At 66.4% G+C, this 14,207-nt stretch carries 14 protein-coding genes; 10 read left to right on the forward strand and 4 right to left on the reverse strand.

The window, feature by feature from the left end; translation table 11 throughout:
• Positions 1-4 precede the first annotated feature (4 nt).
• The 7 genes from K6T56_06360 to folE all read left to right on the forward strand — a co-directional run bounded on the left by K6T56_06360 (position 5) and on the right by folE (position 6,310).
• The gene (locus K6T56_06360) at positions 5-925 is read left to right on the forward strand and encodes a protein phosphatase 2C domain-containing protein (protein MCL6555965.1); all 921 of its coding nucleotides are present in this window, start codon (positions 5-7) and stop codon (positions 923-925) included.
• 38 nt (positions 926-963) lie between these two features.
• Entirely contained in the window at positions 964-1,680 is a 717-nt protein-coding gene (gene rph, locus K6T56_06365; GenBank protein MCL6555966.1) for a ribonuclease PH, read from the forward strand.
• 90 nt (positions 1,681-1,770) lie between these two features.
• Positions 1,771-2,373, forward strand: coding sequence for an RdgB/HAM1 family non-canonical purine NTP pyrophosphatase (gene rdgB / locus K6T56_06370; protein MCL6555967.1), 603 nt, complete (start codon positions 1,771-1,773; stop codon positions 2,371-2,373).
• Between the two features lie 102 nt (positions 2,374-2,475).
• The gene (locus K6T56_06375; GenBank protein ID MCL6555968.1) at positions 2,476-3,060 is read left to right on the forward strand and encodes a nicotinamidase; all 585 of its coding nucleotides are present in this window, start codon (positions 2,476-2,478) and stop codon (positions 3,058-3,060) included.
• Positions 3,061-3,070: 10 nt separating this feature from the next.
• A complete protein-coding gene (locus tag K6T56_06380; GenBank protein ID MCL6555969.1) occupies positions 3,071-4,408 on the forward strand; it encodes a nicotinate phosphoribosyltransferase in 1,338 nt (445 codons plus the stop codon).
• Positions 4,405-5,613 carry a radical SAM family heme chaperone HemW gene (hemW, locus tag K6T56_06385; GenBank protein ID MCL6555970.1) on the forward strand — a complete coding sequence of 403 codons (1,209 nt, stop codon included), beginning with the start codon at positions 4,405-4,407 and terminating at the stop codon, positions 5,611-5,613. Before K6T56_06380 ends, hemW begins: the two co-directional genes overlap by 4 nt.
• Positions 5,614-5,656: 43 nt before the next feature.
• On the forward strand, positions 5,657-6,310 hold the full coding sequence (gene folE / locus K6T56_06390; protein MCL6555971.1) for a GTP cyclohydrolase I FolE: 654 nt from the start codon (positions 5,657-5,659) through the stop codon (positions 6,308-6,310).
• Here the strand turns inward: folE and K6T56_06395 are convergent.
• Entirely contained in the window at positions 6,291-9,881 is a 3,591-nt protein-coding gene (locus tag K6T56_06395; GenBank protein MCL6555972.1) for a hydantoinase B/oxoprolinase family protein, read from the reverse strand. The genes folE and K6T56_06395 overlap by 20 nt on opposite strands.
• A 142-nt stretch (positions 9,882-10,023) precedes the next feature.
• Here K6T56_06395 and K6T56_06400 point away from each other — a divergent pair, with 142 nt between their 5' ends.
• The 3 genes from K6T56_06400 to xth are packed head-to-tail and all read left to right on the forward strand — an operon-like array spanning position 10,024 to position 11,918.
• Positions 10,024-10,590 (forward strand): SH3 domain-containing protein, encoded by a 567-nt coding sequence (locus K6T56_06400; protein ID MCL6555973.1) that lies wholly within the window; start codon positions 10,024-10,026, stop codon positions 10,588-10,590.
• Positions 10,590-11,108 (forward strand): glutaredoxin family protein, encoded by a 519-nt coding sequence (locus K6T56_06405; protein ID MCL6555974.1) that lies wholly within the window; start codon positions 10,590-10,592, stop codon positions 11,106-11,108. The genes K6T56_06400 and K6T56_06405 overlap by 1 nt, the downstream gene beginning before the upstream one ends.
• Before the next feature lie 39 nt (positions 11,109-11,147).
• Positions 11,148-11,918, forward strand: coding sequence for an exodeoxyribonuclease III (gene xth / locus K6T56_06410; protein ID MCL6555975.1), 771 nt, complete (start codon positions 11,148-11,150; stop codon positions 11,916-11,918).
• On the opposite strand, the gene K6T56_06415 is transcribed toward xth, so the two are convergent.
• The 3 genes from K6T56_06415 to K6T56_06425 all read right to left on the reverse strand — a co-directional run bounded on the left by K6T56_06415 (position 11,905) and on the right by K6T56_06425 (position 14,188).
• Positions 11,905-12,798, reverse strand: coding sequence for an HDOD domain-containing protein (locus K6T56_06415; GenBank protein ID MCL6555976.1), 894 nt, complete (start codon positions 12,796-12,798; stop codon positions 11,905-11,907). The two genes, xth and K6T56_06415, sit on opposite strands and share 14 nt — an antisense overlap.
• Positions 12,799-13,407: 609 nt before the next feature.
• Entirely contained in the window at positions 13,408-13,662 is a 255-nt protein-coding gene (locus K6T56_06420) for a hypothetical protein (GenBank protein MCL6555977.1), read from the reverse strand.
• A 262-nt stretch (positions 13,663-13,924) separates the two neighbouring features.
• Positions 13,925-14,188, reverse strand: a complete 264-nt coding sequence (locus K6T56_06425; protein ID MCL6555978.1) for a hypothetical protein — start codon at positions 14,186-14,188, stop codon at positions 13,925-13,927.
• Positions 14,189-14,207: the final 19 nt, after the last annotated feature.

Below are 14,207 nucleotides of genomic sequence, written 5' to 3' on the forward strand. Positions count from 1 at the left end.
CGCCATGAAGTTCTCCATTTTCCAGGCCAGCCGCCAGGGGGGTCGCAAATACAACCAGGACCGGGTGGCCTATTCCTACAGCAAGGATGCGCTGCTCATGGTGGTGGCCGATGGCATGGGCGGCCATTTCCATGGCGAGGTGGCGGCGCAGATCACGGTGGAGATGGTCACCGATCTTTTCCAGAAGCACGCGCGGCCCACCCTCAAGGACCCCCAGGCCTTCCTCAACCACGCCCTGCATGCCGCCCACAAGGCCATCACTGCTTACGCCGACAAGCATGGCCTGCTGGAATCGCCCCGCACCACCTGTGTCGCCTGTGTGGTGCAAAACAACACCGCCTGCTGGGCCCACGTGGGCGATTCTCGGCTCTATTTCTTCCGTGGCATGAAGCTCATCGCCCGCACCCACGATCACTCCAAGGTGCAGCAGATGTTCGACCAGGGGCGCATCAGCGAGGCGGAAATGCTCACCCATCCGGAACGCAACAAGATCTACAACTGCCTCGGGGGCATCCTGCCGCCGGAGGTGGAACTGTCCCGGCGCGTACCCATCCAGCAGGGGGACACACTGCTTCTGTGCACCGATGGCGTCTGGGGCGTGCTGTCGGAAACCGAGCTCGCCTCCATCCTGGACACCTACACCATCACCACGGCGATTCCGGAAATTCTCGACCACGCCGAATTCCGCGGTGGGGAGGAAGGGGACAACCTGTCCGCCATCGGCATGACCTGGGGTGAGCCGGTCAAACGGGGACTCGCCCAGGAGCTCATCACCACCCAGGGCATGCCCATCGACGAGGTGAGCACTCAGCTCGATCCCTTCAGCGTGAGCCGCGATCCCACCCAGCAAACCCAGATCACCGAGGCGGACATCGAGCGCGCCATTGAGGAAATCCAGGAAGCGATCCGCAAATACTCCAAATGAGCGGCGTATAATTTGGGTTTTGCTGCCCTCTGACCGCCATGCGCCCCAGCCAACGCCGAGCCGACGAACTGCGCCCCGTGCGCATCCTCCGCCATTACACCAAGCATGCCGAAGGGGCCGTGCTGATCCAGTGCGGGGACACCCACGTCATCTGCACCGCCAGCGTGCTGGACAAGGTGCCGCCCCACGTCAAGGGGACGGGCAGCGGCTGGGTGACGGCGGAATATGGGATGCTGCCGCGGGCGACGGGCACCCGCACCGACCGCGAGGCGGCGCGGGGCAAACAGAGCGGGCGCACCCTGGAAATCCAGCGCCTCATCGGCCGGGCGCTGCGTGCCGTGACCGATCTTGGCAAACTGGGGGAACGCACCATCCATCTCGACTGCGACGTGGTGCAGGCCGATGGTGGTACCCGTACCGCCAGCATCACCGGCGCCTTCGTCGCCCTGCACGACGCGGTGACCCATCTCCTCGCCCAGGGGGTGATCACGGAATCGCCCCTGCGTGACTTCGTTGCCGCCGTCTCGGTGGGGATTTACCAGGGAGTGCCGGTGCTGGATCTGGACTACGCCGAGGATTCCCAGTGCGATACGGACATGAACGTGGTCATGACCGGCAGCGGGGGCTTCGTGGAAATTCAGGGCACGGCGGAAGGGGTACCCTTCAGCCGCAGCGAGATGAATGCCCTGCTGGATCTCGCGGAAAAGGGTATCCGCGAACTCATCGCCGCGCAGAAGGCCGCGCTGGCCAACTGAAATGTTCCCCACGGGGCAGCTGGCGGACACGGAGGAACAGCCAGAGATTCGCTCCGCGCCCTCCGTGGTGAAGGATTTTTTGGCAATCCCATGAAAAAACTCGTCATCGCCTCCAACAACCCGGGGAAGCTCAGGGAGATCGAGCGCATCCTCGAACCCCTGGGGCTGGAAGTCCTCCCCCAGTCGGCCTTCAACATCCCGGAGGCGGAGGAACCCCATCCCACCTTCATCGAAAACTGCCTGGTCAAGGCCCGCCATGCGGCGGAACATTCCGGCCTGCCGGCACTCGCCGATGATTCGGGCATCTGCGTCGATGCCCTCAACGGTGCGCCCGGGGTATATTCCGCGCGCTTTGCCGGCGAGCCCAAATCGGATGCCCGCAACAACGAGAAGCTGATTTCGCTGCTTAGCAACGAGCCCAACCGCAAGGCCCACTATTACTGCGTCATCGTCCTGGTCCGCCATCCCCACGATCCCGAGCCCCTCATTGCAGAAGGCCGCTGGGATGGCGAAATCATCGATGAGCCCCGCGGCAGCGGCGGTTTCGGTTACGATCCCCATTTCCTCGTGCCGGAACTCAACATGACCGGCGCCGAGTTGCCCATGGACGTGAAAAACCGCATCAGCCACCGGGGCAAGGCCCTGGCGCAACTGGTGGAAAAATTGAAAGTCGGGGGCATTTTCGATGTCTAAACAGAACACGCTTTCCCCGCGGAGTACGCGGAGGACACGGAGGGGCGCAAAATCTTGCCTGCGCATTGCAATCTCCGTGGCTTGGCTTAGCAGGACTTGACCATGACCACCATCAAACCCGCCGATGGCGACGCCCTGATCGTCGTCGATGTGCAAAACGATTTCCTGCCCGGCGGCGCGCTGGCCGTGCCGGACGGGGATGCCGTGATCGCGCCCTTGAATCACGTGCTGGACATCTTCCACACGCGGGGGCTGCCCATTTTCGCCAGCCGCGACTGGCATCCGCCCAACCATTGTTCCTTCCGCGAGCAGGGCGGACCCTGGCCGCCCCATTGCATCGCCGACAGCGAAGGGGCCCAGTTCCCGAAGAGTCTGCAACTGCCCGCTTTCACCGCCATCATCTCCAAGGCCACCACGCCAACGAAGGATGCCTATTCCGCCTTCGAGGACACGCCGCTTGCCATGCAGCTTCAAATGTATGGCGTCAAGCGCGTCCTGGTGGGGGGCCTAGCGACGGACTATTGCGTCCTCAACACGGTGAAGGACGCGGTGAAGCATGGCTTTTCCGTGGTGCTGCTCACAGACTGCATCCGTGCCGTCGATGTCCATCCGGGCGATGGCGAACGGGCCCTCAGGGAGATGCGGGCGCTGGGCGTGGTGGAAGTCACAAGCCGCGACATCCAGTGAGGCGACGGCGATGAACGGCAGGGTGAGCAGTCTGCTCACGGACCTCTATCAGCTCACCATGCTCCAGGGCTACCTGGACAGCCACATGGACGAAGTGGCGGTGTACGAGTTTTTCGTCCGCCGTCTGCCGGAAAACCGCAATTTCCTGGTGGCGGCGGGACTGGAGTCGGTGCTCGATTATCTGCTCCATGCCCGTTTCTCCCCCGATGAGCTGCGTTTTTTGGAACAGACGGGCCGCTTCAACGACCGCTTCCTCCACTACCTGGAAAACTTCCGCTTCAGCGGGGATGTGCATGCCATGGCGGAAGGCCGCGTCTTCTTCGCGGACGAGCCCATCCTGCGCATCACCGCCCCCATCCTGGAAGCGCAGCTTGTGGAAACCCGCGTCATCAATCTGCTGCACTACCAGACCCTGGTGGCTTCCAAGGCGGCGCGGGTGAGACTGGCCGCGCCCGGCAGGTTGCTCGTGGATTTCGGCCTGCGCCGTGCCCACGGCGCGGAGGCGGGGCTGTTGGGGGCGCGTGCCGCCTTTATTGCGGGCTTTGACGGCAGCTCCAACGTTCTTGCCGAATACCGCTTCGGCATCCCCAGCTACGGCACCATGGCCCATTCCTTCGTCCAGGCCCATGATGACGAAAGCAGTGCCTTCGAGCATTTCGCCCACACGCAGCCCAACAACGTGGTGCTCCTCATCGACACCTATGACACCGAAGCCGCTGCGCGCAAGGTGGTGGAACTTGCCCCCCGCCTCAAAGGGGCGGGCATCGCCATCCGCGCGGTCCGCATCGACAGCGGCGATCTGGCGGAACACGCGCGGAAAGTACGGGCCATTCTCGATGCCGGCGGCCTGACCGCCACCCACATCTTCGCCAGCGGCAACCTGGACGAATACGAAGTCGCGGCCCTCCTCGAAAAGGGTGCGCCCATCACCGGTTTCGGCGTGGGCACCCGCATGCTCACTTCCAGCGATGTGCCCTACCTCGACTGCGCCTACAAGCTGATGGAATACGCCGGACACGCCCGGCGCAAGCGTTCCGAAGGCAAGGCCACCTGGCCGGGACGCAAACAGGTTTACCGGGAATACGATGCCGGAGGGCGCATGGCGGGGGACACCCTGTGCCTCGACAGCGAGGGTTACAGTGGCGAGCCCCTGCTCGAGCTGGTGATGAAGGGTGGGCGTCGCACCGAACGGCTGCCCACCCTGCAGGACGCCCGCCGGCTTTGCGCCCGGGAACTGGAACGGTTGCCGGACGCCCTCAAGTCTCTCAACCGCGCCGCGCCCTATCCGGTGACCATCTCCCGGGGCTTGCGCGAGCTTGCCGCCGCGGTGGACGAACATCGGGCATGAGGACGGTTGCCGCAGACCCCGGCGCGGCGCTTCCCCGGCAAAAGCCGGCCCCGACCGTCACGCTTGAGGCGCTTCGCTTCCCACCGCCCCTCACCCTCTACATCCACCTGCCGTGGTGTGTGCGCAAATGCCCCTACTGCGACTTCAATTCCCACGCCCTGTCCGGCAGGCTGCCGGAGGAGGCTTACCTCGCCGCCCTGCTCCAGGACCTGGAATCCGCGCTGCCCCTGGTGGCGGGGCGACCAGTGGAGGCGGTGTTTTTCGGCGGCGGCACGCCCAGTCTCTTCTCCCCGGAGGCCATCGACCGGCTTCTTGGCCGTGTGGCAAGCCTCCTGCCTTTGGCAGCCGGCGCGGAAATCACCCTGGAAGCCAATCCCGGCACCTTTGAACAGGCCCGCTTCCAGGGTTACCGCGCGGCGGGGGTGAACCGCCTCTCCCTCGGCGTGCAAAGCTTCAACGCCCGGCATCTCGCCGCCCTCGGGCGTATCCACGACGACACCGAGGCGCGCCGGGCAGTGGAAGCGGCCGTCCGCCTCTTTGATCGGGTGAACGTGGACCTCATGTACGGCCTGCCGGGCCAAAGTAGGGCGCAGGCGCGGGCCGACGTGGCCGTCGCCCTGGCCTGCGGGGTGGGGCATCTTAGCGCCTATCACCTGACCATCGAAACCAACACGCGCTTTCACGCCCAACCGCCCGAGCTGCCCGATGAGGAAACGGTAGCGCGCATGGAGGAGGAAATCGAAGCCCTGCTCGCAGGCTGCGGGTTCCTTCACTACGAAGTCTCGGCTTTCGCCCGCCCCCACCAGGAATGCCGGCACAATCTCAACTACTGGCTGTTTGGCGATTATCTGGGCATTGGCGCCGGCGCCCACAGCAAGCTCACCACGGAAGCCGGCATCCTTCGCCTCATGCGCCACAAGCAGCCCAAGGCCTACATGGCAGCAGCCCGCGAGGGCAAGGCGGTGCAGGAAAGCCACCGCGTGCCGGCCGAGGCCCTGCCGCTGGAGTTCATGATGAATGCCCTGCGGCTTGCCGCAGGCTTCCCGGAAGCCCTTTTCACCCAGCGCACCGGCCTGCCCCTGACGGTGATGGAACCGGCCTTGGCGAGGGCCCAGGCACGGGGCCTCATCGAAAGAAAAGCGGGGCACATCCGCGCCACCCCCCTCGGCCGCCGTTTCCTCAACGACACCCTGGCCCTTTTCTAGACGCCGCGCAAGCGCAGCCTGCGCTATCATGGAAGAAGCCGCCATGAAGACCCCCACCGCGCCCTGTGTATTCGACCATCCGCCGCCCGGCGCCCGCCGCGAGGGAATCGGCATCCCCCAGCTCTCGCCCTTCGATGCCGCCGCTTTTGAACGGGCGGTGACCGATCTGCTGCGGGCCGCCGGTGTGTCCCCCGATTCGGTGCACACCGGCAAGACGGCGCAGCGGGTGCGGGAGCTGTGGGAAAAACGCCTGCTGGGCGGCTACGCCCTGGATCCCGCCCAGGCCCTGGGCGAAGGTTTCGAGGACCCCCAGGAAGACATGGTGGTGGTGCGGGGGATCGCCATCCACGGCGTGTGCCCCCATCATCTCGTGCCCTTTCGCGGCATCGCCCACGTGGCCTATCTGCCGGGGGGACGGCTGCACGGCTTCGGCCGCATCGCGCGCATGGTGGATGCCATCGGTCACCGTTTCACCTACCAGGAGTGGATGACCCGCGACATCGCGGAGGCCCTGGTCACCCACGGGCGGGCAAAGGGCGCGGCCTGCGTCATCGAGGCGGAACAGCTTTGCCTGCTTCTGGGGGAAGACCGCCGCGGTGACGAGCGGGTCTACACCCAGGCCTTCACAGGCGCCTTCCGGGAAAACGAGCAGTTGCGCAACGAATTCCTGCGCGCCATCAGCTCCCGCAATCCGTAACGCTGCCGAAGCCACCCCCGCCCGGCGTGGCGATTTCCAGCGCATCCCCTGCCTGCAGGCGAAGCGCCACGCAGCCGGGCAGAATCTCCGCACGCCCATCGGCGTGGATGAGCCGATTCTCCCCGCAGGCGCCCGGCTCACCCCCTTTGAGGCCAAAGGGCGCCACCTTCCGTCTGCCGGAGAGGATGGCGGCGGCCAGGGGCGTAAGAAAACGGATGCGGCGGATTGCACCGTCCCCTCCCCGCCATCTCCCCCGCCCGCCGCTGCCGCGGCGGATGGCGAAGGTCTCCACCCGCACCGGAAAACGGCTCTCCAGCACCTCCACGTCGGTCATGCGGGAGTTGGTCATGTGGGTCTGCACCGCCGAGGCCCCATGGAACCCCTGCCCGGCCCCCGCGCCGCCACAAATGGTCTCGTAATATTGGCGCTTCTCGTCGCCGAAGGTGAGATTGTTCATCGTGCCCTGGGAGGCGGCCAGGACCCCCAGCGCGCCGTAGAGGGCATCGACAATGGCCTGGGAGGTTTCCACGTTGCCCGCCACCACCGCCGCCGGCGGCCGGGGATCGAGCATGGAGCCCGGGGGAATCACCACGGTCAGGGGCCGCAGACAACCGGCGTTCAAGGGGATGTCCTGACCCACCAGGGTGCGGAAGACGTAGAGCACCGCCGCCCGCACCACGGCAGGGGGGGCATTGAAGTTGTCGGCCCGGGCGGGCGAGGTGCCGGTGAAATCGATGATGGCCCTGCCGGCTTCCCGCTCAACGCGAATGGAGACGCAAATCCTGGCGCCATTGTCCATCTCGAGGCTGAAGGCGCCATCGTCAAGCCGCCCCACCGTCTGCCGCGTCAAGGATTCCCCCAGCCCAAGCGCGTAGTCCATGTAGGCTTCCACCCGGGCCAGACCATGGCGTGCCACCAGTGCCAAAAGCTGCTGCGCGCCCTTTTCGTTGGCGGCGATCTGCGCCTTGAGGTCGGCGATGTTCTGCGCGGGATTGCGCGCGGGATGGCGGCCGCCGGCCAGCCAGGCGCGCACCTCGGCTTCCAGGAAACGGCCGGCGGCAACGATGCGCATGCCGGGACTTTCCATCCCCTCCTCGTCGATGGTGCGGCTGTCGGGGGGCATGGAGCCGGGTTGGCTGCCGCCCACATCGGCGTGATGGCCGCGGGAGGCGGTGTAGAAAAGGATTTCCCGCCCCGTTTCATCCCACACGGGGGTGACCACGGTGATGTCGGGCAGATGGGTGCCCCCGTGGTAGGGGGAATTCACGAGGAACACATCCCCCGGCCGCATGTCGGCGCCGAAACGGACACGGATGGCGTTCACCGCCTCCCCCATGGAGCCCAAGTGGACGGGGATGTGGGGCGCATTGGCGATGAGCTCGCCCCGCCGGTTGAACAGCGCGCAGGAAAAATCCATCCGCTCCCGGATGTTCACCGAGTGGGCGGTGTGGGCAAGGGCAATGCCCATCTCCTCGGCAATGGCCATGAAGCGGCGGTTGAAGAGGGTGAGCGCCACCGGGTCCCGCTCCGTGCCTGACGCCTGCGGTTCCGTCGAAACGCTCTGCCTGGTAAGCACGATCTCGCCGCCTGCCAGCACCTCCCCCCGCCAGCCGGGGTCGATGACGAGGGTGGAGGTGGGCTCGATAAGCAGCGCCGGGCCCGGGATTTCCTGCCGCGCGCGCAGATCCGCCCGGAAATAGAGGGGAACCTGGCACCACTGCCCGCCCACGTAGAGCCAGGCCTGTTCCCGCGGCAGGCCCGAGCCCTCGGGCAGGGCTTGCGCGGGGGGCGCCAGGCCTTCCGCCACCACCTCGACCAGCACCGCCTCCACCTCGATCGCCGTTTCCGGCTCGACGAACCCGAACAGGCGCCGGTAGGCCGCGGCAAACGCCTCCTCCATCGCCGCAAGCTCCCCCCACGCCACCGGCAGGGCGGTATCGGTGCCCACGTATTTGAGCTGCAGCCTTTTTTCCACCCGCAGCCGCTCCTGCGGCCACCTTTGGCTGAGTGCGGCCGCCCTTCCCCGTGCCTCGAGCCTTCCCAGCACCTCCTCAAGGAACGGTAGCGCCGCTTCACCCAGTTCCCTCCCCACCGCCTCCTCGAAGATCTGCCGGCTGTCCGCCACCCCCATGCCGTAGGCGGAGAGCACCCCCGCCAAGGGATGGAGGAAAACCCGGCGGATACCCAGGCGATCGGCCACCCGGCAGACGAGCTGGCCGCCTGCCCCGCCAAAGCAGCACAGGGTGTATTCGGCGGGGTCATGCCCCCGCTCGAGGGTGATGCGGCGAATGGCCTCCGCCATGTTTTCCACCGCCACGGCAAGGAACCCCTCCGCCACCTCCTCAGGGCCCGCCGCGCCCACCCGGCGGGCGAGCCTTTCAAACTCGCTGCGCACCACGGCTTCGTCCAGGGGCGCATCGCCCCCGGGGCCGAAGACCTGGGGGAAATGCCGGGAGTGAAGGCGCCCCAGGAGGAGATTGCAGTCGGTGACGGTGAGGGGCCCGCCGTTGCGGTAGCAGGCGGGACCTGGGAGCGCCCCGGCCGAGTCTGGGCCGACGAGGAAACGGTGCCCGTCGAAATGGAGAATGGAACCGCCCCCGGCGGCCACGGTGTGGATGGCCAGCATGGGCACCCGCAGGCGGCAGCCGGCCACGGTGGCGTCGAAACGCCGTTCCAGCTCGCCATCGTAATGGGCCACGTCGGTGGAGGTGCCCCCCATGTCGAAGGTGATGAGACGGGTGAAGCCCGCCTGCGCCGCCGTTTTCACCGCCCCGGCGATCCCCCCCGCCGGGCCGGAAAGGAGGCAGTCGCGGCCGCGGAATTCCTCCGCCGCAATGAGTCCCCCATGGCTTTGCATGAAAAAAATCCGGGTGCCGGGCAGCGCCGCGCGGATGCCGGCCACATAGTCGGCAATGAGGGGGGTGAGGTAGGCATCCACGAGCGTGGTCTGGCCGCGGGGCACCAGCTTGATGAGGGGGCTCACCTCGTGGGAGGCCGCCACGTGGCGGAAGCCCAGCGCCCGCGCAATGGCCGCCGCCCTGGCCTCATGCCGAGGGTGGCGGTAGCCGTGGACGAAGACGATGGCCACCGCCTCGATGCCCGCCCCCCGCGCCGCCGCAAGCTCCGCGTGAAGCCTGTCCTCATCCAGGGGTAGGACAATGTTGCCCTCGGCCCCCACCCGCTCGTGGGCTTCGATCACCCGCTCATAGAGGGGCGCGGGCCGCTCGATGCGCAGGGCGAAGATGTCGGAGCGGTTCTGTTCGCCGATTTCCAGGGCATCGGCAAAGCCCGCGGTGATCACCAGGGCCACCCGTGCCCCCTGGCGGGTGAGGAGCGCATTGGTGCCCAAGGTGGTGCCCATCTTCAGGACGGCGATCTCCCCCTCGGGAAGGGGGGCATCTGGGGCAAGTCCCATCAGCGCCCGGATGCCGGCAATCGCCGCATCCCGGTAGTGGCGGGGATTTTCCGAGAGGAGTTTGTGGGAGAGCAGCCGGCCCTCTGGTGTTCGCGCCACGATGTCGGTGAAGGTGCCGCCGCGATCGATCCAGAACTCCCAGCGGGCAGAAGACATGGAAACCTCGCCAAGCCCGCGGCAAGCCTTGATCCCGCGGGGACCCTGTGGTTAACTTCGACAAGCTCTAGGGGGAAGGCGGTGAGGCCGGTCAACGCCCGCAAGGCGCGCCCCGGCGTCACCGCCCGGGAGATTTTCGCACATGCGAACGCTGGACCCGAAATCCGCCGGCCGGGGTGGTGCTGGGCCCTGCCGCGGGAGAAGGGGCAAAGGCAAGCCGGCGCGCTGGCTGCCCCGGGGTTTGCCGCGGCTCGCCCTGGTCCTGTGTCTCCTGTTTGGCCCGGGCGGTTGGGGCGTGACCGGCGCGGCGCTTGCCCAGCCGGCCACGGTGGCAAAGGGCAGCCACGTCAACCTGCGGGCCGACAAGACCGATGGCGCCCGCATCCTGCGTCTCCTACCCCAGGACACGCCGGTGGAGGTGCTGGAGACCGAAGGGCGCCACGCGCGGGTGAAGTTGGCCTCCGGCGAGACGGGCTGGGTGGCGAGCCGCTTTCTGATCATGACGCCGACCGAGCCTCCCCCCGCCCCACCGCCGGTGGTGCAGCCGCCCACGGCACCGCCGGCCCCCGTGCCGCAAGGGAATGGGGAAGGCCGCGACCTCTGGTGGCTCGCCGCGGTGGGCGCGGCAGGTTTCCTCCTCGGTGCGCTGGTGGGTGTGGGCGCCCACGAAGCGTATTATCGGAAAAGGCTCAACGGATTGAGGATTTGATGACCCGGCTGGCTCTTCTCCTCCTTGTTACCCTCTCGGCCCATGCCGGCGAGCTCTACCGCTGGGTGGACCGTTCCGGGAAAGTGCATTACAGCGATGCCCCACCGCCGCCGGAAGCGCGCCAGGTGGAGGAAAAACGCCTGCCGGGCAATGCCGTGAGCAGCGGCGAGCTGCCCTATGCCACGCGGCGCGCGGCGCAGGCTTTTCCGGTGACCCTCTTCGTTTCCGAATGCGGGGCGCCCTGCAATGAGGCACGCGCTCATCTTGCGCGGCGGGGTATTCCCTACACCCCCCGCAATCCCGCTGCCAGTGAGGCGGATGCGGACGCGCTGCGCCAACTGGCGGGGTCGCTCCAGGTGCCGGTGCTGGTGGTGGGGCGACAGCCCCCCCTCAAGGGCTACGATGCCGGCGCTTGGGATGCGGCGCTGGATGCGGCCGGCTATCCCCGCAGCAAGGGCTACGGCTACAAGGAACCCTCCCTGCCCCGGGATGCCGCCCCCACGGGCCCTGCCCAGTAACCCGCAACAACACCAGGCGGGCCATGCCCGCCGCCGGCCATGAAGATCGCCACCTGGAACGTCAATTCCCTCAAGGTCCGCCTGCCGCAGCTCCTCGAATGGCTGGCAAGCCGCCAGCCTGACCTCGTCTGCCTGGAGGAAACCAAACTGGAGGATCACAACTTTCCCGTCCGGGAACTGGCACAGGCCGGCTATGAGGCGGTCTTCGCCGGGCAGAAGGCCTACAACGGCGTGGCGATTCTCAGCCGCACCCCCCAAGCCGACGTCACGGTGGGCATCCCCGGCTTTGCCGACGAGCAGAAAAGGGTGCTGGCAAGCACCGTGGAGGGCATCCGTTTCGTCTGTCTGTACGTGCCCAATGGCCAGGCGGTGGGCACGGACAAGTACGAATACAAACTGCGCTGGCTTGGCCGGCTCACCGAATGGCTGAGGCTGGAGCTTGCGCGCCACCCCCGGTTGGCGGTGCTGGGGGATTTCAACATCGCGCCAGAGCCGCGGGACGTGCACGACCCCGAGCTGTGGGAAGGGCGCGTGCTGTTTTCCGAGCCGGAGCGAAAGGCCTTCCGGGACCTGCTTGCGCTGGGGTTTGCCGACGCTTTCCGCCTCTTCGACCAGCCGGAGCGGTCCTTCACCTGGTGGGACTACCGCATGATGGCCTTCCGCCGCAACCACGGCCTGCGCATCGACCACATCCTGCTCTCGCAGGCGCTGGTGCCCCACTGTGTGTCCTGCACCATCGACCGGGACGTGCGCAAACAGGCGCGCCCATCCGATCACGCGCCAGTGATCGCCGAACTCAGGCTGCCGTGATCCGGGGCAGCCATGCCGCCGCCGGCGGCACGCCATACCAGTGCCAGCCGCGGGCCGCAAGCAAAGTCACGCGCAGGATACGGGCGTGCACCGCCTCCTCGGAAAGATGGAGGAAACGGGCAATTTCCGCATAATCATCGGGCAGCGCCGGATCATCCCAGCCATTGGCGGAATGCCGGGCAAGGCGCACCGCCAGCGTCACGTTCTTCACCCGCGGATGCTCGGCGTGGTCTTCGTCCATCAGGGTCTGCAGAAGCTGCGGCAGCCGCCAGGCCCGCACCAGCGCCAGTTGCAGTTCGATGCCCCGGAAGCCCAGCACCCGCTTCTGCGCCTCGGCGCTGCGCATGCCCCGCTGGCCCTGCATGAGGGCGCGCACCTGCATCATCAGGCGGGGCGCGAAACACCACATCAGCATCTCCGCGAGGTCCCGCAACAGGGCCGCCACCATTACCTCGTCCGACTCGATGTCATGGCGCAGCGCGGCCCAATCCTGGGCGTAGAGGGCGGCATGACGGGCCCGGCTCATGGTCCGGCGTAACCCCGTCAGCCCCGCCACCTGGTTGGCGAGGAGGTCTTCCACCAGCGGCAGGTCGCTGAAGTGGCGGAAAAAGGGCGTGGTGCCCACCATCATCAGGGCATGGGCGATGGTGGTGATCTCCTGCAGCTGGCGCCGGGCGTGATGGGTTTGCAGGAAGCGCAGGACGCGCAGGGTCATCAGGGGGTCGTGCAGGATGACATCGGCGAGCTCCCGCGTATCGACCTCGTCCTCATGCTCCCGCAGCCGGGCGAGCTCCTCCACGGTGCGCCGCAGCACCGGCACTTGCACCTGGTCGAAATAGGCGACCCAGGCATTGACGTCCTGCAGGGGGCGTTCGATCATCACTGCACCGCAAAAAGCCTGTTCGCTATAGCGGCGCGGGCGCGGGAAACTTTACCGCGAGGGAGACGAGGCCCCGCTGGCAGCGGCCAGGGCCTCCGGGCAGGGGCCCCTTAGGGCGTTGTGTATACAGAAAATGCAAACAACGTTACAAGCAGCTGTTGTGTTTAGAAAAATTAACAATCGACCAGGAAAAATACACACCCACCTTCCTGCCCTTTGTTAACAGAACAGTCGAGCCGCCTCTCTACCCCGTTCGTGATTATTACCACAACCACGTCGCGGACATCGTCCACACCTGTCCCTATGCCGTTTCGAGCGGAACTTGACTTCAGGAACAGCGAGGGATTTGCGGTGGGCCCGATCGCCTCTTCGGCAACCTGGAGGAGGTGCGCCAGGCCGTAACCGCGTTTAAGGATCGTTATAAACGGCATTGGCGTCTCGAGAAACTGGGCTTCATGTCACCCCTCGCAGCCCGTCAGGCTTATGCCATGCGAAAGGCGGCCTGAGTTGCAAAACCGTGTCCAGATAATCGGAGCCGGTACACGCTGTCCTCGAGGCCATGCAGAGCGGTGTGCAGCCTCGACGCCAGCCGCTGGTGTTTCGTCTCGGTCATGCCTTCTCCCCGGTGGCTTGAATCGAGGAGATGAACTCCTCGAACTTGCTCCTGGCCGATAAGGGCAAGGGCGTGTCGCCGACCTGCCAAGTCCAGCGGTAGGCGTGGCCCAGCATCTGCTCCAGCGCTGCTTGAAACTGCCGCAGTTGCTCATTGCTTGGCGCGGGCACGCAGAACAATCGTACTGTGATGGCATCCACCGCGGTCTGCTCGAACTGGTATTGGCGCATCTGCGGCATAGCCTCCAGCATCCGTTTTGGTCTCCAGCATTGGCCGGAAGGGCTTGCCCTCGGGGCTCGTGGCCATATTGCAGGTACACTCCACGACCCGGCGCAGGGTGGGTAGACCGCGGCCACAAGAACAAGTTGCTCCCGTCTCGGCCCAGTCGCGCAGCGCATAGCGGATCAAGGGCATGGCGAAGTTGTGCAGATCGCTCACCACCACTTGTCCGATCTCGCCTTCCTGGCAGGGTTGCCCCTGTTCATTGAGCACTTCCACCAGCAGGTGTTCGGATTACACGCGCAGCAGACCGCTGTCCAGGCACTGCAGGCCGATGACGCAGACTTCCGGGGCGCTGTAGAGATCGGTCAGGGGCACGCCCAAGACCTGTTGGCACCGTTCGCGCAATGCCGCAGTGACCGTGCCGCTGATAGTGTGCACCTCGCGCAGGCGCGGCAGGGCGACGCCCTCGCGGAGCATCTGCGTCAGCAAAACGTCGTCCAGGTTGGACGGATAGGTGAGCAGGATGTCCGAATCAACCTTTTGCAGCCAGCGCAACTGTGTTTCCCGTAGGTCG

It is taken from the genome of Burkholderiales bacterium (assembly GCA_023511995.1).
GTDB lineage: Bacteria > Pseudomonadota > Gammaproteobacteria > Burkholderiales > Thiobacteraceae > Thiobacter.